Here is a 21,766-nt window from a genome sequence, read left to right on the forward strand (position 1 = left end):
CTCCCTCTCCCGTCGGGAGGGGTAACATTTAACCGTCAGGCCTATTCATGACTACCGATACCCGTTCGCTCTACAGCCAGCTTCCTGCGACCGATCGCCTGCTTCGCGATCCCGCTTTTGCCCGTTTACTCGATACCCATGGTCACTCGCAGGTGGTGGAACAACTCCGCCAGATGCAGGACGAGGCGCGCCTTTGCATTCGCGAGCAGCAGACGCTTCCCGCCTGGAGCGAAAATTGGGCGCAGGAGACGCAGCGCCGTTTGCACCGTGATGCACAAAGCGCATTGCGTCCGGTGATTAACCTGACGGGTACCGTGCTGCACACCAACCTCGGGCGCGCACAGCAGGCGCAGGCGGCGATTGATGCCGTCACCCAAGCGATGCGCGATCCGGTGACGCTGGAGTACGATCTCGACGGCGCAGGGCGAGGGCACCGTGACCGTGCGCTGGCCGACCTGCTGTGCCGTTTAACCGGCGCGGAAGATGCCTGCATCGTGAATAACAACGCCGCGGCGGTGCTGCTGATGCTGGCGGCGACGGCGGCGGGAAAAGAGGTGGTGGTTTCACGCGGTGAGCTGGTGGAAATTGGCGGGGCGTTTCGCATTCCCGACGTGATGCGTCAGGCGGGCTGTGTGCTGCATGAAGTGGGCACCACCAACCGCACTCACGCGAAAGATTACCGTCAGGCCTTCAATGACAACACCGGGCTGCTGATGAAGGTGCATACCAGCAACTACAGCATTGAAGGCTTTACCAAATCGGTAGAAGAAGCGGAGCTGGCAGAGATTGGCCGCGAGCTTGGCGTGCCGGTAGTCGCAGATCTCGGCAGCGGTTCGCTTATCGATCTCAGCCGCTACGGTCTGCCGAAAGAACCGATGCCGCAGGAGATGATTGCCGCAGGCGTCAGCCTGGTCAGCTTCTCCGGTGACAAACTGCTCGGTGGCCCGCAGGCCGGGATTATCGTTGGCAAAAAGGCGCTGATAGCCCAGCTACAGCAGCACCCGCTTAAACGTGCGCTGCGCGCCGATAAAATGACCCTGGCTGCGCTGGAAGCCACGTTACGCTTGTATTTACACCCGGAAAAGCTGGCGGCTGAACTCCCAACGCTGCGCCTGTTAAGCCGCACTGCGGAAGAAATTCACCAGCAGGCGTTGCGCCTGTGCGAGCCGCTGCAGCAGCGCTATGGCGATGAGTTTGCGGTGCAGGTGATGCCGTGCGCGTCGCAGATTGGCAGCGGTTCCCTGCCGTCCGAAAGCCTGCCGAGCGCCGCGATTGCGCTGACGCCGCTGGATGGCAAAGGGAGCCGACTTGAAGCGCTCTCTACCGCCTGGCGTAGCCTGCCAGTCCCGGTCATTGGCCGAATTTATGATGGGCGTCTGTGGCTTGATTTACGCTGCCTTGAAGATGAACCCCGATTCCTGGAGATGTTGTTGAAATGATTATTGCCACCGCCGGTCACGTTGACCACGGCAAAACCACCCTGCTGCAGGCGATCACCGGTATTAACGCCGACCGCCTGCCGGAAGAGAAATCCCGCGGTATGACGATTGACCTCGGTTACGCCTACTGGCCGCAGCCGGATGGGCGCGTTCTGGGCTTTATCGACGTCCCTGGGCATGAAAAATTCCTCTCCAATATGCTGGCTGGCGTGGGCGGCATTGACCATGCCCTGCTGGTGGTGGCATGCGATGACGGCGTGATGGCGCAAACGCGTGAGCATCTGGCGATTCTGCAACTGACGGGCAACCCGACGTTGACCGTCGCCTTAACCAAGGTCGACCGCGTTGATGCCGCGCGTATTGACGAGGTTCGCCGTGAAGTCGCCGATGTTCTGCGTGAATACGGCTTTGAACAGGCGACGCTGTTTGAAACCGCCGCGACGGAAAACCGCGGTATTGATGAGCTGCGCGACCATTTGCGCCAGCTGGCCGCCCGTGAACATCCAGAAAACCAGCGTTTTCGTCTGGCGATTGACCGCGCGTTTACCGTTAAAGGCGCGGGGCTGGTGGTGACCGGTACGGCGCTGTCGGGCGATGTGCGCGTGGGCGACACGCTGTGGCTCACCGGCATGGACACACCGATGCGCGTGCGCGGTCTGCATGCGCAGAATCAGCCTGTCGAACAGGCCCACGGCGGCCAGCGTATTGCGCTGAATATCGCGGGTGCCGCGCAAAAAGAAGATCTTAACCGTGGTGACTGGCTGCTGACCGAAGCGCCGCCCGCACCGTCTGAACGGGTGATTGTCGAACTGCAAAGCCACGTGCCGCTGACCCAGTGGCAGCCGCTGCATATCCACCACGCGGCGAGCCATATCACCGGGCGCGTGTCGTTGCTGGAAGATAATCTGGCGGAACTGGTGCTCGACGCACCGCTGTGGCTGGCGGATAACGACCGTCTGGTACTGCGCGATATCTCGGCAAAAGTGACGCTGGCCGGGGCACGCGTGGTGACGCTCAATTCGCCGCGTCGCGGCAAGCGTAAACCTGAATATCTGGCGTGGATTGCCGCATTGGCGCTGGCCAAAGAAGATGCGCAGGCGTTGGCGGTGCATCTCACCCGCGATGCCGTTAATCTGCGTGATTTTGCCTGGGCGCGTCAGTTGAGTACCCAGGGGCTTGAGAAGCTGATTGCTCAGCCGGGCTTTATTCTCGCGGGCGACAGCCTGCTGGATGCGCCGCTGGCGGCCCGCTGGCAGCGTAAACTGCTGGACGCGCTGGCGATTTATCATGAGCAGCACAAAGATGAGCCGGGCCCGGGGCGCGAGCGCTTACGCCGCATTGCGTTACCGATGGAAGATGAAGCGCTGGTGCTGACGCTTATCGAGCAGATGCGTGAAAGCGGCGTGATTGCCAGCCACCACGGTTGGCTGCATCTGCCGGACCATAAAGCAGGCTTTACCGATGAACAGCAGGCGGTATGGCAGAAAGCCGCGCCGCTGTTTGGCGACGAGCCGTGGTGGGTGCGCGATCTGGCGACGCAAACGGCTACCGATGAGAACACCATGCGTAGCGTGTTACGCCTGGCGGCGCAGCAGGGGATGATCACCGCGATTGTCAAAGACCGCTACTATCGCAACGACCGGATTGTGACCTTTGCGAGCATGATCCGCGAGCTCGACCAGGAAAAAGGCTCGACCTGCGCCGCAGATTTCCGCGATAAGCTCAACGTCGGTCGTAAGCTGGCGATCCAGATTCTGGAATATTTTAACCGCATTGGTTTTACCCGCCGTCGTGGCAATGACCATTTATTACGCGATGCGCTTTTATTCCCGGATAATAAAAATTAACAAATCAATGCGAAAAGATATCAAATAAAATACATAGATATATAAAACTCTAAAAAACACGCCATAAACAATAACGTGGCGTGCTTTTTATTTTATCCATAGATAAAAATGCCAACTTGATCGGGTTTTCTCGATAAATATTGCTATAGCCTCGGGAGCCTGCTTATTAAATAAAGGAACTATCATGGCTGCATCGACTTTTTTCATTCCATCAGTGAATGTTATCGGTAATGGCGCGTTAAATGACGCAATGAGCACAATGAAAGAGTACGGCTATCGCCGTGCGCTGATTGTCACCGATGCGGTGCTGAACAAGCTGGGCGTGGCGGGCAATATTCAAAAACGTCTGCAGGAATTCGACATTCTGAGCGTGGTATTTGATGGTACCCATCCGAACCCAACGACGGTTAACGTTGAAGAAGGTCTGGAAATGCTGCGCGCCAATGATTGCGATTGCGTCATCTCCCTGGGCGGCGGTTCCCCGCACGACTGCGCGAAAGGGATCGCGCTGGTAGCAGCCAACGGCGGCGATATCCGTGATTACGAAGGCGTTGACCGCTCTGCAAAACCGCAGCTGCCGATGATCGCGATTAACACTACCGCGGGTACGGCGTCTGAAATGACCCGTTTCTGCATCATCACCGACGTGACGCGTCATATCAAAATGGCGATTGTCGACAAACATGTGACGCCAGTGCTGTCCGTTAACGACTCCTCCCTGATGGAAGGCATGCCGAAAGGGCTGACTGCCGCCACCGGTATGGATGCGCTGACACACGCGATTGAAGCCTACGTTTCTATCGCCGCAACGCCTATTACCGATGCGTGTGCGCTGAAAGCGATCACCATGATTGTTGAAAACCTGCCGACTGCCGTTGAACAGGGCAGCAACAGTGAAGCGCGTGAAGCGATGGCCTATGCGCAGTTCCTGGCGGGCATGGCGTTCAATAACGCTTCCCTGGGCTACGTTCACGCGATGGCGCACCAGTTGGGCGGTTTCTACGACCTGCCGCACGGCGTTTGCAACGCGGTACTGCTGCCGCACGTTCAGGTATTCAACAGCAAAGTGGCTGCGGCACGTCTGCGTGATTGCGCGAAAGCGATGAATATCGACGTGAGCGCGATGAATGACGAGCAGGGCGCGGCGGCATGCGTTGATGCGATTCGTAAACTGGCGCGTCAGGTGAATATTCCTGCTGGCCTGCGTGACCTGAACGTGAAGGAAGAGGATATTCCGGTGCTGGCAACCAACGCGCTGAAAGACGCGTGCGGTTTCACCAACCCTATCCAGGCCACCCACGAAGAGATCATGGCCATTTTCCGCGCGGCGATGTAATTCGGACCCGGCGTTAAAAAAAAGCAGAACGCTCGCGTTCTGCTTTTTTTGTGCCTGTAGCCCGGCCAAGCGCAGCGCCGCCGGGGGACCCGGAGTCGGCGTATTCACGCCTCGTCCGGGCTACAATGACTACATCTCCGCTGACTTTTCTTCGTTAACCCAAATACGCATTTCCCCTTCGCCACGGTTAGCCCAGCTAAACCACGGAATAAAGGTCAGCGTCTGGGCCTGACGTTCGGCGGGGGCTGTGTCGTAATGCCACAACGACTGCTTTTCTGGATGGCGCGTGGTGTATTTCACACCTTGCGCCTGCAGCAGCACCTTGTGGGCGAAAATACCCTTGCCTTCCCGCTCAGTGAACACCGCGTTATCCGGCAGCCACAGGTTATGCAGTTCTTCACCGTTATCGGCCTGCTCCAGGCAGTAGACCAGCGGCCCACGCTGCACGGCGACTTTCCCGGCGACGTGGCGTACCAGCGGGTTACCGTAGATGCGGCGCACCGGCATCGGCATTGTCAGGGTGAGCGTATCGCCCTCAACCCAGGTGCGGCTGATATGCAGATAGCCTTTTTTCACCGTTCCGGCGACATCACGGCCGTTCAGCGCCACCTGCGGCGCGCTGCACCAGTCAGGCAAACGCAGTGCCAGCGTGTGGTTCAGCGGATCCGGTGAATCAATGGCTACCTTGACCTGATCCTGCCACGGATAGTTGCCGCTAATGCGCAGGCGTAGCGTTTGGCTGCCCACCGGCACTTCTACGCTATTGCCAATGTAGAGGTTCACGTACAGCGCGTCTGCGCGCGGCGTGTAGATATAGTGGCCGATTGACGTCAGCACGCGGGCGATATTCGGTGGGCAGCAGGCGCAGCCGAACCAGCGCTGACGCACAGGCTTCACGTGGTCGTAGATGTGGTTAAACTGCAGCGTTTTCGGGTGCACTTCCAGCGGGTTAACGTAGAAGAAGTGTTTCCCGTCCAGCGCCATGCCGCCGAGCACCGTGTTATACAGGGCACGTTCCATGACGTCGGCATACTGGCTGTCGCCTTCCATCTCCAGCATGCGGCGAGCGAACATCATCAGGCCAATTGAGGCGCAGCTTTCGGCGTAGACCGTGTCGTTCGGCAGGTCATAGTCGCTGCTAAAGGCTTCCCCGCTGCTTTGTGAACCGATGCCGCCGGTAATGTACAGCTGCCGCTGCGCCATGTTGTTCCACAGGCGCAGGCAATCCTGGCGTTTACCTTCGTCGTTGCTTAGCCGGGCAAGGTGCGCCACGCCGGTCATCAGGTAGACAAAGCGCACCGCGTGGCCGATAGCGGTTTGCTGCTCGACAAGTGGCTGGTGCGCCTGGCTGTAGGCTTTGTCTTTCACCATCCAGGCCGGGCCATAGGTATGCCAGTAGGAGGTGTGACCGCGTTTTTCATACTCGTCGTCATAGAAATGCGGCTGCTTGCCGCGTTCTTCAACGAAGTAGTTCACCAGCGCCATGTAGCGCGGTTCCTGAGTCACTTCATACAGGCGCATCAGCGCCAGTTCGATCTCTGGGTGGCCCGGATAGCCGTGGATCTGTTGCTCACCGGTGCCAAAGACCTGGTGGATATGGTCAGCCAGGCGGCATACCACCTCGAGCAGGCGGCGCTTGCCGGTGGCCTGGAAGAAGGCCACGCCCGCTTCAATCATATGCCCGGCGCAGTAAAGCTCATGGCATTCGGCCAGATTGGTCCAGCGCTCATCAGGCGCTTTTGCCGTAAAGTAGGTGTTGAGATAGCCGTCTTCGCACTGGGCGGCGGCCACCAGTTCGATCACTTCATCAGCGGTGCGTTCAAGCTCGGCATCCGGCTTCTGGCACAGCGACCAGGCGACGGCTTCCAGCCATTTCGCTACGTCGCTGTCCTGGAACACCATGCCGTAGAATTCTCCCTCCTGCTGCCCGGCGGCGATGCGGAAATTCTCTATCGCGTGGCTCGGCTCAGCGTCGTCTATCCGGTCATTCAGCGCATCCCATTGATACGGGATCACCACATCGCGCACCAACTGCTGGTACTGGGCGAAAAACGGGTCATTCACTTTCAAGGTATGCAAATCGACTTCCATAACGGACATGACAAACTCCTCAGGATGAGACGTGACGCGCGCGCAGGTCGGTAGCAATGCGCGACATCATAGGGTTATTGAGCTTGCAGGCGCGGATGGAGAACGCCAGCAGCAGGTGGAACAGCGCCGGTAAGAGCGTCTCGGTGGCGGTGATCCCGGCAAGTGATGATGCGGTTTGATTCCCTGCGCCCGGCTGATAGGCGACGTAGATAAACACCAGACTGATGATGCCAGCGCTGGATGCCCAGGCGAGCTTGATGCAAAACAGGTTGAAGGCGAAGTTCATGCCGGATGAACGCACGCCGGTTTTCCACTCACCGTAATCATCAGAGAAGGCCATCAGGGAGAAGTGCAGCGGCAGCGTAAAGCCCAGAATGATGCCGTTGCCGAGGATAACCGCCAGCCATAGCGTCTGGTAGGCGGCCCCGGTCGGTAGGAACCACATCAGCACGGCGAGCGCCGCCAGCACCAGGTTGGTGTGGTAGTACAGCTTGACGGTATCAAAGCGGCGCGACAGGAAGTTGATGATCACCGAACCGAAAATCGACGCGAAGGTCACCATCGTGAAGAACAGTGAGGTATAGCCGGTGGATCCGCCGAGAACGTAGGTGATGAAGTACATGTAGCCGCCGCCGCGAATATTGAACACGTTGATCAGCAGGAAGGACATCAGCAGCATCAGCAGCAGCTGGTCGTTTTGGCGCAGCCCGGCGATGTGTTCACGCAGGGTGAACTTGCCCATCATGTCCAGTGAAACGCGCTCGCGAACCCAGAAGAAGCAGCACAGGAACATCACGGCGGCAATCGCGCAGAGGATGCCCACGCCGTACTGATAGCCCTGAGCGCTGTTGCCCTGGCCCAGTACGTTCACCAACCACGGCAGGCCGACGGAGACCAAAAAGCCCGCCACGCCGCACAGTACAAAGCGCCAGGCCTGGCAGGAGATCACCTCGCTATGGCGCGTGGTCATGGTGTTAATCAGCGCGCAATAAGGGACGTTGATGGCGGTGTAGCTGACGGAGAGCAGCAGATAGGTGCCGAAGGCCCAGGCAATTTTCACGCCCATGCTGGCATCAGGTACGGTAAAGGTCAGCACGCCGACAATCGCAATGGGAACCGCAATCCACAGCTGCCACGGGCGAAAGCGCCCCCAGCGGCTGCGGGTGCGGTCTGCGACCACGCCCATAATCGGGTCGGAAATTGCATCAAAAACGCGAAGTACCATAAAGAGCGTACCCACGACCGCGGGCGTCAGGCCAAAAACGTCGGTGTAGAAAAAGGTGAGAAAATTGCCGATGAGACAGGTAATGACGGTGCCGCCTGCATCGCCAAGGCCGTAGCCGATTTTCTCCCGAACGGTTAACTTCTCGTCCAGGGTACCCGGCACAACCTCGTTGGTGGAAATGGGTGTAGCGGTCATGGGATGCTCCTCGCAATGTGGAGATGTCTGCTTTTAGTAGGGATATTGTTGTTGTGTCATGACCTGTTTAATTTTGCCTGGAAAACGAAGACCAACAAGGTCACAAAGAAGTATAAAAAGTGGGTAATTCCGACCTGATTGGAAAAGTGTGAAGGCGATCGAGCATAAACGACTTTAATTGTTAATAATCAAATAGAAAGGGTGTTTGTTTTTGGCGAACAAGCGGGATTATTAATATTTATGCTCAATCTATCCATAGCGCTTCCGATTAAGGTACAAAACGGCGGGCTGTTTATCTCCCGGGGCGTGGGTCGGCATCCGGCCCGCAGGCTGCGTTCGTGGGAGGTGCTGTTTGTTGAAAAAGGGACATTAGCGATTCAGGAAGAGGATCGTACTTTTCACGTTGCTGCGGGCGATAGTCTGTTGCTCTGGCCCGGTCGCCGACACGTTGGCATCGAGGATTTTCCCGCCGACCTGAAATTCTACTGGCTGCATTTCGAGATTAGCGCCTCGGCATCGCCGCACCCGCTGTTAACGCAGTTAGCTATCCCTCAGCAGACCACGCTACACGACCCTCAGTACCTGACATCGCTGTTTCGCCAGTTTCTCAACGAGCAAGAGAACATTCAGCGCAACGCCTCGCTGGAACTGATTCTGCTGTTGATTCTGCAACATATTTCACTCTCGGCGCAGCAGGCGGAGCCAAAGGATGAAGGCGGCGCGGCGCTGGCATGGAAAGCGCAACAGGTGATCCACACGCGCTACCATCTCCCGCTGTCGACCTCCACGTTAGCGCGGGAGCTGCACTGCAATGCAGATTATCTGGGACGCGTTTATCGGCGCGTTTTCCACCTCACCATTACCGAAGCCATACACCGTCAGCGGGTAAAGGCGGCGGAAAAGCTGCTGAGTAACCATGCGCGCTCACTAAAAGAAGTGGCCGAGCAGTGCGGTTTTGCCGATGTGGGGTATTTCCGACAAATCTTCCGTAAGCACACCGGGCTGACGCCCGCCGCGTGGAAGCGGCGGTACTGTAAGGAACATATCAATTCGGCCTGAGGCAAACGACTGAAATGACTCTGGCATTTAACAAAAAATGCCCATTCCCCACGCCGGATCAAAGCGTATCTCCCCGCCGCTCTGGCACTCTTAGGGTTTATCTCTCGTAACGGAGTGGGAAATGAACTCGTTTATTGTCGCTGATTCTTTAAAGTGCATTGGCTGTCGAACCTGTGAAGTGGCCTGCGTGGTAGCGCATCAGGACGAACAGGCGTGCGCTAGCGTCTCGCGCGAGGCATTTCTTCCCCGTATTCGGGTGGTGAAGGGCGGAACGTTTTCCACGGCGGTGGCCTGCCATCAGTGTGAGGATGCTCCGTGCAGTAACGTATGCCCCACCGGTGCGATCCAGCGTGAAAACGGCGTCGTGGCCGTTGAGCAGGCGCGCTGTATCGGCTGTAAGAGTTGTATGCTGGCGTGCCCTTTTGGGGCGATGAACGTCAGCATGCAGGCGCGACGACCGCAGGCGATTAAGTGCGATTTATGCCGTCACCGTGATGAAGGCCCCGCCTGCGTGGCAGCCTGTCCGACGGGGGCGCTGGCCAGTGTTGATATCAGCGAGCGCCCGGCGCCGGGATTAATGTAGGTTGTTGAAGTTCCAGCTGAATGTCAGGCTATAACGCCAGTCGCGGCTGTGGCTATCGGTCGGTACATCGCCCACCGGGCGTGCGGCCTCGACCGTCACGCTGTAGTGTTTGTTATCGGCAAACATCACCCCGGTGGCGACAGAAGCGAGCCGTTGATGCGGCAGCCCCGGTGCGTTGAACCAGGTTTGGGCGGTATCGGTCAGCACGTACGGCTGCACGGTAGCAACCCAGCGATTCTCTTTGATCGGATGTAGGTAGCGAAGTTCAACCTGCCCGCCGTAGCCGTAGTCACCGCTGGCCTCTCCATCCTGGTAGCCGCGCCCAAATCGTTGGGCACCGAAGCTGACGCGTTCGGGCTCGGGCAAATCGTTATCTGACCAGTCGCCTTCCATTGACGTGGAGAGTCGCCATTTGTCGGTGATCATCCAGGCTGCATCAATATTGCTTTTCCAGAGCGTGAAAGAGAGATCGTTGCCGTAGGCCGGTGAGGCATCTGCTATAGATGAAATATCTACGCCCTGACGCAGCGTTAGCTTGCCGTTAATGCTGGCGCGGTCGAATGCCTGCAGGCCGTTAATGCCGAACTCAAATGCTGGGTAGCGAACGTGGCTGTTGATATCGCCGCTAGCAACCGTCTGGTTATTCGTAATCTGGCGGAGATGATTGTCATTACGCCGGTCGGTATAGTCCACGCCCCCGTTGACGTTAAGCTGTTGCTTGCCGGTTAGGATAATCGGATAGCTGAACATCGCGCCGCCGTTATACTGCGTGGTTTTTTGTCGGGAATCGAAGTAGCCGCCCGGGAAGTACAGAAGCGGCGTGTAGTCCCGTGGATTATCGCGATAGAAGCTACCCTTGAGCTGCATCATCAGCCCGTCGTCGGTCAGGAACTGTTGATAGTTAAGCCCCAGGTAAGATTTCCGCGTTGAGCTGTCGAGTGGAATCAATGTTGCTAACCCAAGCTGATCGCCATAGCTGGTTAAGTTGCTCAGCGAGCCGGTGACGAACGCCATGTTCTGGTCGCGACGGGTGTCGATGGTCGATGAAATATCCCAGATATGCGGCTGGATACTTTTGGCCTGCATGGCTGCGGCGCCATAGATGTTTTGCGGCAGTTGCGCGCTGGCATCAACGGTGACACCGGGAGTTCGGGTCATCAGTTGGGTATAGCGGTCGAAGGTGGCCTGCGTCAACGGCTTCTCGGCCATGATTTTGGCGGCAAGCCGCTTTAAACGCTCGGCCAGATTAGGGTTATTTGTTTGAATGTCGCTGTGCGCAACATAGCCCTCCACCAGAACGATTTTTATCGTGCCGTCATGAAAATTATCATCGGGAAGCCAGGCGTAGGAGAGCGGGTAGCCGTCAGCGCGGTAGCGCAGCGTAATATTATTAATTATCCCGGCCAGCGTTTTTAATGGGACCTGTTTGTGTGCGTAGGGAACAAAAGGCTGCAATAACTCTTTTAACGGATATACGGTCCCGCCAATAAATTGAATATGTTCGACTTTAATAAGTGTTTCAGGCGTTAATTTATTTTTGGGAACGCTTACGGTTAAACTTGGGGCTGCTGCAGGAGGCGCTTGCGGCGTGCTGTTATGTTCCGCTTTTGCCGGGTTATTGGGGTCAATCAATGCGGGTAATGTGTCTGCTCTGGCTATATTAAGCAGAACAACCCCCGATAGCGCATAAGCCAGGGTCGTTTTCATGACGCATTCCTTGTGTATTTTATTGTGCAAGGATGATTATTTTTATTCTGCTGAAAAACGTGCCCCCATTGCGGGGGCACGGAAAGCATTAATAAATATATAGCTTATTTTTTTAACGTTAACCCGCCGAGCAGACCCCCTAAAGGATTGCTGGTGGTGGTTGTAGTTGAAGAGCTGCTGCTGGCGCTGGCGTTAGCAGAGGTGCTGACGTTTAGCGTATTGGTTAATGAGCTGACCGTGCCGCCCAGTGAGGTGCTTGCCAACAGACCGCCACCGCTGCTGCCGGTTTGGGTGCCCGTAGGTTTCACTAAGCCACCGGTATCCGTCACGATATTCCCAACGCTAGTGACAACCTGTCCGACGCCGCCCAGAGCAGGCGTTGTGGTGCTGACGTTGTTACCAACCCCGCTCACGGTGGTGCCTACCTGGGTGAGCAGGCCGTTAACCGGAGTGCCTAAACCAGTCGTTGTCCCGACGCCCTGGGTGACGCCCTGGACACCAGACAGCGTGTTATTGACGACAGAGGTTACGCCTGTCGTGGCGGCTACGGCACCCGGACTTTGCAGGGTGCTGGTTAAGCCAGTGCCGGTGCTGCTGACAATTTGACCTGTGCTATTGACGACATTACCGACAAGGCCGGTCACCCCAGCAACCGGTGTTCCCGAGGTGCTGGTCGAGAGGTTGCTGCCCACGCCGGATACTGTATTCCCCAGCACGGTAACGGTACTGGTAGTGCCCTGCAGCGTAGTCCCCACGCCGTTAGGATTTGATGAATTCCCGACGCCGTTGGTTACGCCGGTCCCTAAGGTATCGACCGCGTTACCCACACCGGTGACGGTAGTTGAAATAGTCGACGTCACCGGATTGTTGCCCGTGGTGGTGGTCAGTTGGCTACCCAATCCCCCCAGCGTATCGCCTACGCCAGACACCGCTTTTCCGGTCTCACCCAGAATGCTGCTGGCAGCTGTTTGGCCACTACCTGAACCCGTGCCAGAACCGTTACCATTTCCGTTGCCAGAGCCATTACCTGAGCCGTTACCGCTTCCGTTGCCGCTGCCAGAGCCATTGCCGCTCCCGGAGCCGTCTCCACCACCAGAACCGCTACCCGTCGTGGTACCGTTTTTGGCCGTTGAATGTGAACCTCCGCCGCTTCCACTACAGGCAGAGAGTGAGAATGCAAGAAGCACCGCCATAGCAATTATGCTTAATTGGCTAATTTTTTTAGAGGCCATGATCTTATCTCCACCAGTTAAAAACGCCGAGTGCGTATTAGTCAGTGTATGGTGAAAATTAAGCCTTGCATGGGGTGTTTCTTTTCATACGAAAGTATGGAAAAGTCTGATTTAACTTAAGCGTAAACAAAGTCTGCTATGTAAATAAATATGCGCTTGCGAAACATGCTGTTACTCCATATTTAACGTATTAAGCAATAATGAATAATAGGTGCGAGTCTTTAGCGGTAATGAAATAGCAGGCTGAAATTGGGAGTAATCCGAGTAGGGTAGTTGGCGTGTATTTCTATTTCTTCTTTATAAAATAACAGTGCCGATCACAGAAAAATATCAGCCTCCGTTTTTCGGAGGCTGATATATCATATTTTAATGCTGCGCATTCCAGGCCGATTCAATTTCTTCAGCAAGAATTTTAACGCCAGCTTCAATTTTATCCGGCTCCGGCACATAGTTCATGCGCATACACTGGTGGGTGTGCGGCCAGGGCTTATCCAGCCCAGGGAAGAAGAAGTCGCCGGGCACCATCAGGACGCCGCGTTTTTTCAGGCGCTGGTAGAGCACTTCGGTGGTGATCGGCAAATCTTTGAACCACAGCCACAGGAAGATGGCCCCTTCGGGCTTATGGATGAGGCAGCGTTCTTCCGGCAAATAGCGGCGAAGGATGGCGATGGTTTCCTGCACGCGCTGGTAGTAGAACGGCTTGATAACGGTTTCCGACAAACGCAGCAGATCGCGACGTTTAATCATTTCGCACATAATGGCAGGCCCAATACCGCCTGGCGCAAGGCTGATGATGCCGTTCATATTGCTAATGGCGGTGACGATCGATTCGTTGGCAATGATGATGCCGCAGCGGCTGCCCGGCAGGCCGAGTTTGGACAAACTCATGCACAGCACGGTGTTCGGGTTCCACAGCGGGCGCGCCTCGCTAAAGATAATGCCTGGGAAAGGAACGCCATAGGCATTATCGATAACCAGCGGTACGCCGTGCTGGTTAGCCAATGCATCCAGCTGTTTCAGTTCATCGTCGGTGATGACGTTACCCGTTGGGTTGGTCGGACGTGAAACACAGATCATCCCGGTGTCTTCACCGATCGGTAAATTATCGAAATCGACGTGATACTTAAACTGCCCGTCCGGCAGCAGTTCAATGTGCGGGCGGGTAGAAACAAACAGATCGTCTTCCAGGCCGGAATCCGCATAGCCAATGTACTCTGGCGTCAGCGGGAACAGCACTTTGCGAGTAGAACCGTCCGCGCGTCGACCGGCGAACAGATTGAACAAGTAGAAAAACGCGCTTTGGCTGCCATTTGTCAGTGCAATATTCTGTGGACCAATATCCCAACCTAATTCATTGCGCAGCATATCGGCGAGGGCGACGAGCAGTTCGTTTTTGCCCTGAGGACCATCGTAATTGCACAGCGCTTCAGAGACTTTGCCGCTTTCCAGCATCTCTGCCAGTAGATTGTTGAAGTATGCGTTCATCTCTGGGATCTGCGCCGGGTTACCGCCGCCTAGCATGATGGCTCCCGGAGTGCGCAAACCGTCGTTGAGGTCTTCCATCAGGCGGGTAATGCCCGAATGGCGGGTGAATTTGTCGCCAAAAAGTGAAAATGTCATAGCCGAGCTTCTATTGCTTGTTCTGTGAAGCCGATAACGATAACGCCACTGACGATAGGGTGCAAATAGCCTCGTGGAAGTGGTTTTAGCGAATAATACGTGATATTTGTGTTTATGTAGTCATTTATTCTAAAGAGGCCCGTATGGTGAATACGGGCCATGATAAGAATACGTTATGGCTTGCCTGCCCAGACGACCATCACTTTATCCCCAGCTGTTTCACGAACAAAACCATAGCCCTGCGGCAGAGTGAGAGTGGTCTGCTTGCCTGCGCCGATAGCAGGGTGACGGGCGCGGAACTGGCCCAGCATTTGCCAGTGCGCGACGGCAGCGGCAGATTGGCCGGTCACGTCCTGCCAGTTCATCTGCGAGCGGGTGCCCTGTAGTGGGTCTGAACCGGTTGGCCCAAAGGGACGCCTGGACTCATCGCCGTAGAAAATCTGTACGGCTCCAGGGGCAAGCAGCAGCAGTTCGGCTGCGTTGTTGCCTTTCTCGCGGAACAGGCGGGTATCGTGTGATGACAGGTAGCTTAAGACGTTGAAGCTTTGCAGCTTATCGGCCATCTGCTGCCAGGTCATATCGATATTGGCCAGGCAGTCGGTGGCCTTTGCCGCCTGATCCTGGTAGTCGAAGTTGATCATCGCATCGAAGCCGTGGCGGTAGTAGTCGCTCTCCATCACACCATGTCCCCAAGCTTCACCGGTCATCCAGAACGGTGCGGCGTCGAGCGCTTTTTGCGGGTTGGCTTTCTTCCACGCGGCTAAAGCCTCGATAGATTGCGTTTTGAGCTGCTGCCAGGCGGCCATCTCAACGTGTTTGGCGGTATCCACCCGGAAGCCGTCAATGCCGTAGTCGCGTACCCATTGACTGAGCCAGTGGGTGAGATAGTCGCGCGGCGTGTAACCCTCGATGGCTTTGGCGTGGGTATCTGGCTTATTGCGGTAGAAATTTGGCAGCCCGCTCGGCGAAGTAGACTCGGTTTTCAGGTCCGGCAGGAACGCCAGCGACATGGTTAAATCATCAAAACCGGGGTTATCGTAATCACCAATATCCGTGCGGATCCACGCTTTACCCCACCATTTTTCCCACGCGGCTTTATCGCTAAAGTTGATGTAATCGTTGAAGCTATGCCAGGTCTGGCCGGGACCCGGTTTCCAGTCAGTCCACTGCTGGCCCAGCGTTTTCGTGATGTCATCGCCTTTAAGATAGAGCGCGCCGAACTGGTACTGCTGCATATCAGCAAGGGTAGCGTAGCCGGTGTGGTTCATTACTATGTCGAACAGAATGCGGATGCCGCGCTGATGTGCGCTATCAACCAATGCGCGCAGGTCGCTTTCGGTACCCATATTGGCGTCCAGGCGCGTCCAGTCCTGGGTGTAATAGCCGTGATAGGCGTAGTGCGGGAAGTCGCCTTTTGTGCCACCGCCAACCCAGCCGTGGATCTGCTCGAGCGGAGAGCTAATCCACAGTGCATTCACCCCCAGTTTTTGCAGATAGTCGAGTTTGCTGGTCAAGCCTTTCAGATCGCCGCCGTGGAAGGTACCAATCTCCTCCATGCCATCGTTATGGCGGCCATAGCTATGGTCGTTGCTCGGATCGCCGTTGACGAAGCGGTCGGTTAACACGAAATAGACCGTGGCGTTGTGCCAACTGAACGGCGCAGTGCCGGAGACTTCCGCGCTTTCAAGCAGCAGGAGTCCGTTACTGTTATCGGCGGGACGCAGCGTGACCTTTCCCTGTTTTACCGTCGCCGTCTGGCCACTGTAAAAATCACGCACGGTACTGCCTTCCGGGAACGTGTTGGTGACGTCCAGCGTCAACGGTTTTCCGTCCCAGCGCGGGCACTGACGGACGGCCACTGGGTTTGCGCTGTCCTGGGCATCGTTTTGTACCGCGATGGTCAGCGTTGGCGTCCCTGAGCGGGTATCAACCTCCAGCACGTAGCTGCCGTCACGGAAGAGACGCCACTGTGGCGCTTCGCCCTGGCACGGTTCCAGCGACAGCATTTGGTTGAGACGGATGGGTGAAGCGGGCTGCCAGCACTGTTGGTCAAAATGCAGTCTTAGAGGGCGAGTACCCTTAGCGAGCATTTTTTGGCTGCTGAATTTCCCGGTGCCTTCTGCCGAAAAGGCCGGAAAGCCCTCGCTGGACCAGCTGGCTGCGCCGGCAAAAGTGGGAATTAGTAGCGGTATCAGAGCGACGAATTTCATTCCAGGATCCTTGCGCCAACGAATTTTCCTTCAGTGTGCCAGTCGCTTATCGCGTTGTGCTCCTCCTGGCAAAAGGAGGAGAAGCAGGGCTGAGTGATGGCGGTCAAAAAATGAACTAAAATGAGAGGTGGCTGACATTTTGCCTGCGCAATTTGTCTTATGCTGAATCGCGTCCAGATGGCGTTTCGGAATCGGACTATTTCCTGAGCGTGCGTTGGCGGGGTATTTTTGCTATAATTTGAGATTCAGCTCTCAATTTTTTGAAATAATAAGGCGTTGGAATGATTAAATCCGACCAGGAGACCTAATGATATCGACTCCCATTCGACGATATGGGGCCGCGATACTTATGTTACTCATCTGTACTTTTTCAGGTGGGGTGTTTGCAACAACACACACGGTAACGAAGCATCCGAAAGCCTCGGTAACAAAGCATACGAAGGCGACGGCACCAAAAGTAACAAAGGCAAGTTATAGCAAGGCAAGCAGTAAACAAGAGTATTCTCGCAATAGTGTAAAGAGCAGTTCACTTCCTGATTTGCGAAAATACCCTTCCGGAACCCCAAGGAAAAGAGCGTTTCTCCGGACGGTAATGCCTTATATCACAAGTCAAAATGCGGCTATTACTGCCGATCGTAACTGGCTGGTTTCTAAACAGTACGAAGGCCGCTGGTCGCCGTCTGAACGTGCGCGTCTGAAAGATATCGCCGCGCGTTACAAAGTCAGCTGGAACGGCAACACCCGTAAGGTGCCGTGGAATTTGCTGCTTGAGCGTGTCGACATTATCCCAGGCAGCATGGTCGCTACCATGGCTGCTGCAGAAAGCGGTTGGGGAACCTCTAAGCTGGCACGGGCTAATAACAACCTGTTCGGCATGAAATGCGGCAAAGGTTGTAAAAATGGCGCAGGTTCAGTGAACGGTTACACCAAGTTTGATTCCGTAAAGGAGTCCGTTCAGGCCTACGCAGCTAACCTGAATACGCACCCGGCTTATGCCTCGTTCCGTAAATCTCGCGCTCAGATGCGTAAGTCGGATCAGGAACTCACCGCCACGGCGATGATTCATAAGCTGAAAGGGTATTCGACCAAGGGTTCAAGCTATAACGACTACCTGTTCGCGATGTACCAGGATAACCAACGTCTGATTGCCGCCCATATGTAATCGACGCTGCAATTGAAAAAGGCCTTCCACTGGAAGGCCTTTTTTTATGCCGCTGGTTCAGGTCTGAATCAAGGATTCACTGTGCTGCTCGCGATACTCTTTTGGCGTGGTGTCATACTCTTTCTTAAACACCGAATAGAAGTACTGCAACGAGGGATATCCGCACATCTGCGAGATCTCGTTAATCGACAGAGAGGTTGAAACCAGCAGGCTGCGGGCTTTTTCCAGCTTTTCGCTGTGGATAACCGCATGAATCGTTTCCCCTACCTCCTCTTTAAAACGCTTCTCGAGGTTTGAGCGGGAGATCCCCACCGAGTCCAGCACCTGCTCCACCTTAATGCCCTTACAGGCGTTATTGCGGATGTAGTGCATCGCCTGAATCACCGCCGGGTCATTCAATGAACGATAGTCGGTGGAGCGTCGCTCCATCACCCTCATCGGGGGAACCAGCACGCGCTGGAGCGGCAGGACTTCGTTATCGAGCAACCGCTGCATCAGTTTTGCCGCCTGATACCCCATCTGCCTGGCCCCTTGCGCCACGGAGGAGAGGGCCACGCGCGAGAGATAGCGGGTCAACTCTTCGTTATCGATGCCAATCACGCACAGCTTCTCCGGTACCGGAATATGCAGATGCTCGCAGGCTTGCAGGACATGGCGGGCGCGGGAGTCGGTAACGGCGATAATGCCGGTTTGCGGCGGGAGAGTTTGCAGCCAATCGGCCAGCCGATTTTGCGCATGCTGCCAGTTTTCCGGCGCGGTCTGCTGGCCCTGGTAGATGACGCCGCGATATTTCTCTTTGGCGACGATCTGGCTAAAGGCATATTCGCGCTCCTCGGCCCAGCGTTTGCCGCTAGCGGAGGGCAGCCCGTAAAACGCAAAGCGATGCACCCCTTTTTCCTTCAGGTGCAGAAAGGCGCTTTCAACCAGCGCATAGTTATCGGTGGCGATATAGTGAACGGGAGGATACTGTTCCTGGCGGTGATAGGAGCCGCCTACGCCGACGATGGGGACGTTGACGTCGGTCAGGAGCGCTTCGATGGTCGGGTCGTCGTAGTCGGCGATAACGCCATCGCCCAGCCACTCTTTGATGTTTTCGATACGTGCGCGGAAGTCTTCTTCTATGAAGATATCCCACTCAGATTGCGACGCCTGTAAGTATTCGCCCACGCCTTCAACCACCTGACGGTCAAAGGCTTTATTGGCATTGAATAGCAGCGTCACGCGGTGACGTTTTCCAAACATGGTTCAGGGTTCCTCGTGAATCATGAGGGGTGTTGCCGTCATGGGGAACGGCAACACCACGGCTGGGCAATCAAGCACGCCGTTTGGTTGCGGAATCCATCCAGACGGCAAGTAATAAAATTGCACCTTTGACGATATATTGCCAGAAAGTGGGCACGTCCATCATACTCATTCCGTTGTCGAGTGAAGCCATAATAAATGCCCCCATCACCGCGCCGGCAACGCTGCCGACACCACCCGCCAGGCTGGTTCCACCGATAACGCAGGCGGCAATGGCATCCAGTTCGGCAATGTTCCCGGCAGACGGCGAACCTGCCCCCAGACGTGAGCTAAGAATCAGCCCGGCAATCGCGACCATCAGGCCATTAATGGCAAAGACCGCAAGCTTATTGCGCTCAACGTTAATACCGGAGAGACGCGCCGCTTCGATATTGCCGCCAATGGCGTAAATGCGCCGACCAAAGGCGGTGCGGGTTGCCATAAACATCCCTGCTAATAGCAGCAGTGTGAGCAGAAGTACCGGCGTTGGGACACCGCGATAATCGTTGAGCAACCAGATGGCGCCTAGCACAATCACCGCCGTCAGCGCCTGACGTCCCACCACGCTGCTGGATGCTGGTGTACCAAGCCCCATCGACTGACGGCGCATCCGCCCACGCCATTGCCAGGCCACAAACGCCATCAGCCCGATGGCACCGAAGGTAAAGCCGATGCCGTTTGGCAGGTAGCTTTGACCAATCTGCGACATGGCCGCGCTGGTAGGGGAAACGGTGGTGCCGTTAGTGATGCCAATCAGAATGCCGCGGAAGGCGAGCATCCCGGCCAGGGTGACAATAAACGACGGCACTTTGCGATAGGCCACCCACCATCCGTTCCAGGCACCGAGCACCAGACCCATTGCCAGCGTAACGACAATGGTCAGCGGTAGCGGCCAGCCCAGCCAGACGTCAAAAATAGCGGCAGCACCGCCCAGCAGGCCCATCATGGAACCGACAGAAAGGTCGATTTCGGCGGAGATAATCACAAACACCATGCCGACGGCGAGAATGCCGGTGATGGCGGTCTGGCGCAGCAGGTTAGAGACGTTTCGCGCGCTGAGGTAAGCGCCTTCGGTGGTCCAGGTGAAGAACAGCATAATCACAATAATGGCCGCGATCATGACGAAGACCTGCAGGTTAAGCGATTTTAGCCGCAGCGCAGGGGCGGATGCAGGGGCCGCCAGTTTGATTTCAGACGGGTTGTTTTTCGACATGACGTTCACTCCTTAAGGCGGCTTCCATCACTTGTTCCTGAGTCAGATTGTCGTTGACCAGGTTGGCTTTTAATTTCCCTTCATGCATCACCAGCACCCGGTCGCTCAGACCCAGTACCTCCGGCAATTCAGAAGAAATAACGATGACGGCAATCCCTTGCTGTACCAGTTGATTGATAAGCTTATAGATTTCGTACTTCGCGCCGATATCGATCCCACGCGTGGGTTCATCCAGAATGAGGATGCGTGGATTGAGCAGCAGACAGCGCGCCAGAATGGCTTTTTGCTGGTTGCCGCCGCTCAGGCGACCAATGGCGAGATCCGGCGAAGAGGTTTTGACCTTCAGGCGTTGAATGGATTGCAAAATGCACTGCTGCTCTTTGGCATCATCCAGGCTGCTGAGCGCGCCGCTGAAGTCGCCTAGCGCTGCGAGCGTAATGTTTTTACCGACCGCCATCACCGACACGATGCCATCTTTTTTGCGGTCCTCCGGTACCATCGCAATACCGTGGGCGATGGCCTGCTGGCAGTTGCGGATATCCACCGGCTTGCCATCAATAAAGATTTTTCCCTCCCAGCGCCCGCGCCATACGCCAAACAGGCACTGTACCGCCTCGGTTCTCCCGGCGCCGACCAGACCCGCGATACCGAGGATCTCCCCGCGCTTTAGGCTAAAGGAGATGTCGTTAACGCGTTTAATATGGCGGTTCACGGGGTGCCAGGCAGTGAGGTGCTCCACACGTAGAATTTCATCACCGGCGGAGTGAGGTTCACTCGGATAAAGCGCGGTCAGTTCGCGTCCGACCATCATGGTGATGATGTCATCTTCGGTCATATTGGTGGCATCGCGGGTGCCAATGTGCTGACCGTCGCGGATCACGCAGATGGTGTCTGAGATGGCTTTGACTTCGTTGAGCTTGTGGGAGATGTAGACGCAGGCGATGCCGTGGTTTTGCAGATCGCGAATAATCCCCAGCAGCACACCGGTTTCCTGCTCGGTTAACGACGCGGTGGGTTCGTCGAGGATCAGCAGTCGAACCTGTTTATTCAGCGCTTTGGCAATTTCAACCAACTGCTGTTGCCCGAGCCCTAAATCTCCCACTCGCGTATCCGGTGAAATGGCCAGGTTGACCTGCGCGAGCAGCTTTTCGCAGCGCAACGTCATGGTGTCGTAATCCAGCACGCCGTGGCGGCTAATTTCCGCACCGAGGAAAATGTTCTCCAGCACGGTCAAATGCTTAACCAGCGCCAGCTCCTGGTGAATAATGGCAATGCCTTTACGCTCGGTGTCGCGAATATGCGTCGGCTGTAGCGTCTCACCGGCAAAAACGATTTCCCCTTCATAGCTGCCATGCGGGTAAATACCGCATAGCACCTTCATTAAAGTCGATTTCCCTGAACCATTTTCGCCGCACAGGGAAACCACCTCGCCGGGGTTTAATCGCAGGCTGACATTATCAATCGCCTTCACCACCCCGAAGGTTTTGGTGATGTTTTTCATTTCGAGTAAATACGGCATAAGTGCTTGTGCTCCGCGTAAGCCAGGCTGCCCCAGCGCGAGGCCGG

General features: G+C 56.0%; 16 protein-coding genes. 6 read left to right on the top strand and 10 right to left on the bottom strand.

All coding sequences use genetic code 11. The features are described 5' to 3' along the window. Positions 1–47: 47 nt before the first annotated feature. The 3 genes from selA to yiaY all read left to right on the top strand — a co-directional run bounded on the left by selA (position 48) and on the right by yiaY (position 4,622). Positions 48–1,439 (top strand): L-seryl-tRNA(Sec) selenium transferase, encoded by a 1,392-nt coding sequence (gene selA / locus V6944_RS04585; protein ID WP_333498063.1) that lies wholly within the window; start codon positions 48–50, stop codon positions 1,437–1,439. Continuing rightward, a complete protein-coding gene (gene selB, locus V6944_RS04590; RefSeq protein ID WP_333498064.1) occupies positions 1,436–3,286 on the top strand; it encodes a selenocysteine-specific translation elongation factor in 1,851 nt (616 codons plus the stop codon). The genes selA and selB overlap by 4 nt, the downstream gene beginning before the upstream one ends. Positions 3,287–3,470: 184 nt before the next feature. After that, positions 3,471–4,622: an L-threonine dehydrogenase gene (yiaY, locus tag V6944_RS04595; protein WP_333498065.1), complete on the top strand. Its 1,152-nt coding sequence runs from the start codon at positions 3,471–3,473 to the stop codon at positions 4,620–4,622. Positions 4,623–4,751: 129 nt separating this feature from the next. On the opposite strand, the gene V6944_RS04600 is transcribed toward yiaY, so the two are convergent. Both V6944_RS04600 and V6944_RS04605 read right to left on the bottom strand, forming a co-directional pair. Further along, positions 4,752–6,722, bottom strand: coding sequence for a glycoside hydrolase family 127 protein (locus V6944_RS04600; protein WP_333498066.1), 1,971 nt, complete (start codon positions 6,720–6,722; stop codon positions 4,752–4,754). Positions 6,723–6,732: 10 nt separating this feature from the next. After that, positions 6,733–8,133 carry an MFS transporter gene (locus V6944_RS04605; RefSeq protein ID WP_333498067.1) on the bottom strand — a complete coding sequence of 467 codons (1,401 nt, stop codon included), beginning with the start codon at positions 8,131–8,133 and terminating at the stop codon, positions 6,733–6,735. Positions 8,134–8,373: 240 nt separating this feature from the next. Between V6944_RS04605 and V6944_RS04610 the strand changes: the two genes are divergently transcribed. Next, positions 8,374–9,192, top strand: a complete 819-nt coding sequence (locus V6944_RS04610) for an AraC family transcriptional regulator (protein WP_333498068.1) — start codon at positions 8,374–8,376, stop codon at positions 9,190–9,192. A gap of 121 nt (positions 9,193–9,313) precedes the next feature. After that, complete coding sequence (locus V6944_RS04615; protein WP_333498069.1) at positions 9,314–9,775, top strand: 4Fe-4S dicluster domain-containing protein; 462 nt, start codon at positions 9,314–9,316, stop codon at positions 9,773–9,775. Here V6944_RS04615 and V6944_RS04620 read toward each other — a convergent pair. From V6944_RS04620 to V6944_RS04640, 5 genes are all read right to left on the bottom strand, one after another. Next, complete coding sequence (locus tag V6944_RS04620; RefSeq protein ID WP_333498070.1) at positions 9,767–11,482, bottom strand: ShlB/FhaC/HecB family hemolysin secretion/activation protein; 1,716 nt, start codon at positions 11,480–11,482, stop codon at positions 9,767–9,769. The two genes, V6944_RS04615 and V6944_RS04620, sit on opposite strands and share 9 nt — an antisense overlap. A 104-nt stretch (positions 11,483–11,586) precedes the next feature. Further along, a complete protein-coding gene (locus V6944_RS04625; RefSeq protein WP_333498071.1) occupies positions 11,587–12,411 on the bottom strand; it encodes a collagen-like triple helix repeat-containing protein in 825 nt (274 codons plus the stop codon). Further along, the gene (locus V6944_RS04630; protein ID WP_333498072.1) at positions 12,399–12,662 is read right to left on the bottom strand and encodes a hypothetical protein; all 264 of its coding nucleotides are present in this window, start codon (positions 12,660–12,662) and stop codon (positions 12,399–12,401) included. Before V6944_RS04630 ends, V6944_RS04625 begins: the two co-directional genes overlap by 13 nt. 418 nt (positions 12,663–13,080) lie before the next feature. Next, positions 13,081–14,334 carry a valine--pyruvate transaminase gene (gene avtA / locus V6944_RS04635; protein ID WP_333498073.1) on the bottom strand — a complete coding sequence of 418 codons (1,254 nt, stop codon included), beginning with the start codon at positions 14,332–14,334 and terminating at the stop codon, positions 13,081–13,083. Between the two features lie 173 nt (positions 14,335–14,507). After that, the gene (locus V6944_RS04640; RefSeq protein ID WP_333498074.1) at positions 14,508–16,544 is read right to left on the bottom strand and encodes an alpha-amylase; all 2,037 of its coding nucleotides are present in this window, start codon (positions 16,542–16,544) and stop codon (positions 14,508–14,510) included. A gap of 307 nt (positions 16,545–16,851) precedes the next feature. Between V6944_RS04640 and V6944_RS04645 the strand changes: the two genes are divergently transcribed. Further along, positions 16,852–17,706, top strand: coding sequence for a protein bax (locus V6944_RS04645; protein ID WP_333498075.1), 855 nt, complete (start codon positions 16,852–16,854; stop codon positions 17,704–17,706). 57 nt (positions 17,707–17,763) lie between these two features. Here V6944_RS04645 and xylR read toward each other — a convergent pair whose 3' ends face one another. The 3 genes from xylR to V6944_RS04660 form a co-directional block, all read right to left on the bottom strand. Then, positions 17,764–18,948: a D-xylose utilization transcriptional activator XylR gene (gene xylR / locus V6944_RS04650; protein ID WP_185667445.1), complete on the bottom strand. Its 1,185-nt coding sequence runs from the start codon at positions 18,946–18,948 to the stop codon at positions 17,764–17,766. 70 nt (positions 18,949–19,018) lie between these two features. Continuing rightward, positions 19,019–20,200: a xylose ABC transporter permease XylH gene (gene xylH, locus V6944_RS04655; protein ID WP_333498076.1), complete on the bottom strand. Its 1,182-nt coding sequence runs from the start codon at positions 20,198–20,200 to the stop codon at positions 19,019–19,021. Then, the gene (locus tag V6944_RS04660) at positions 20,178–21,719 is read right to left on the bottom strand and encodes a xylose ABC transporter ATP-binding protein (RefSeq protein ID WP_333498077.1); all 1,542 of its coding nucleotides are present in this window, start codon (positions 21,717–21,719) and stop codon (positions 20,178–20,180) included. Before V6944_RS04660 ends, xylH begins: the two co-directional genes overlap by 23 nt. Positions 21,720–21,766: the final 47 nt, after the last annotated feature.

This window comes from Kluyvera sp. CHPC 1.2972, assembly GCF_036759925.1.
Taxonomy (GTDB): domain Bacteria; phylum Pseudomonadota; class Gammaproteobacteria; order Enterobacterales; family Enterobacteriaceae; genus Kluyvera.

What these genes read in the sequence shown, in the direction of transcription:
- V6944_RS04640 (WP_333498074.1), bottom strand. Translation starts at nt 16,544, where the DNA reads ATGAAATTCGTCGCTCTGATACCGCTACTAATTCCCACTTTTGCCGGC.
- selB (WP_333498064.1), top strand. Translation starts at nt 1,436, where the DNA reads ATGATTATTGCCACCGCCGGTCACGTTGACCACGGCAAAACCACCCTG.
- V6944_RS04610 (WP_333498068.1), top strand. Translation starts at nt 8,374, where the DNA reads ATGCTCAATCTATCCATAGCGCTTCCGATTAAGGTACAAAACGGCGGG.
- avtA (WP_333498073.1), bottom strand. Translation starts at nt 14,334, where the DNA reads ATGACATTTTCACTTTTTGGCGACAAATTCACCCGCCATTCGGGCATT.
- V6944_RS04645 (WP_333498075.1), top strand. Translation starts at nt 16,852, where the DNA reads ATGATATCGACTCCCATTCGACGATATGGGGCCGCGATACTTATGTTA.
- V6944_RS04660 (WP_333498077.1), bottom strand. Translation starts at nt 21,719, where the DNA reads ATGCCGTATTTACTCGAAATGAAAAACATCACCAAAACCTTCGGGGTG.
- xylH (WP_333498076.1), bottom strand. Translation starts at nt 20,200, where the DNA reads ATGTCGAAAAACAACCCGTCTGAAATCAAACTGGCGGCCCCTGCATCC.
- selA (WP_333498063.1), top strand. Translation starts at nt 48, where the DNA reads ATGACTACCGATACCCGTTCGCTCTACAGCCAGCTTCCTGCGACCGAT.
- V6944_RS04620 (WP_333498070.1), bottom strand. Translation starts at nt 11,482, where the DNA reads ATGAAAACGACCCTGGCTTATGCGCTATCGGGGGTTGTTCTGCTTAAT.
- yiaY (WP_333498065.1), top strand. Translation starts at nt 3,471, where the DNA reads ATGGCTGCATCGACTTTTTTCATTCCATCAGTGAATGTTATCGGTAAT.
- xylR (WP_185667445.1), bottom strand. Translation starts at nt 18,948, where the DNA reads ATGTTTGGAAAACGTCACCGCGTGACGCTGCTATTCAATGCCAATAAA.
- V6944_RS04605 (WP_333498067.1), bottom strand. Translation starts at nt 8,133, where the DNA reads ATGACCGCTACACCCATTTCCACCAACGAGGTTGTGCCGGGTACCCTG.
- V6944_RS04600 (WP_333498066.1), bottom strand. Translation starts at nt 6,722, where the DNA reads ATGTCCGTTATGGAAGTCGATTTGCATACCTTGAAAGTGAATGACCCG.
- V6944_RS04615 (WP_333498069.1), top strand. Translation starts at nt 9,314, where the DNA reads ATGAACTCGTTTATTGTCGCTGATTCTTTAAAGTGCATTGGCTGTCGA.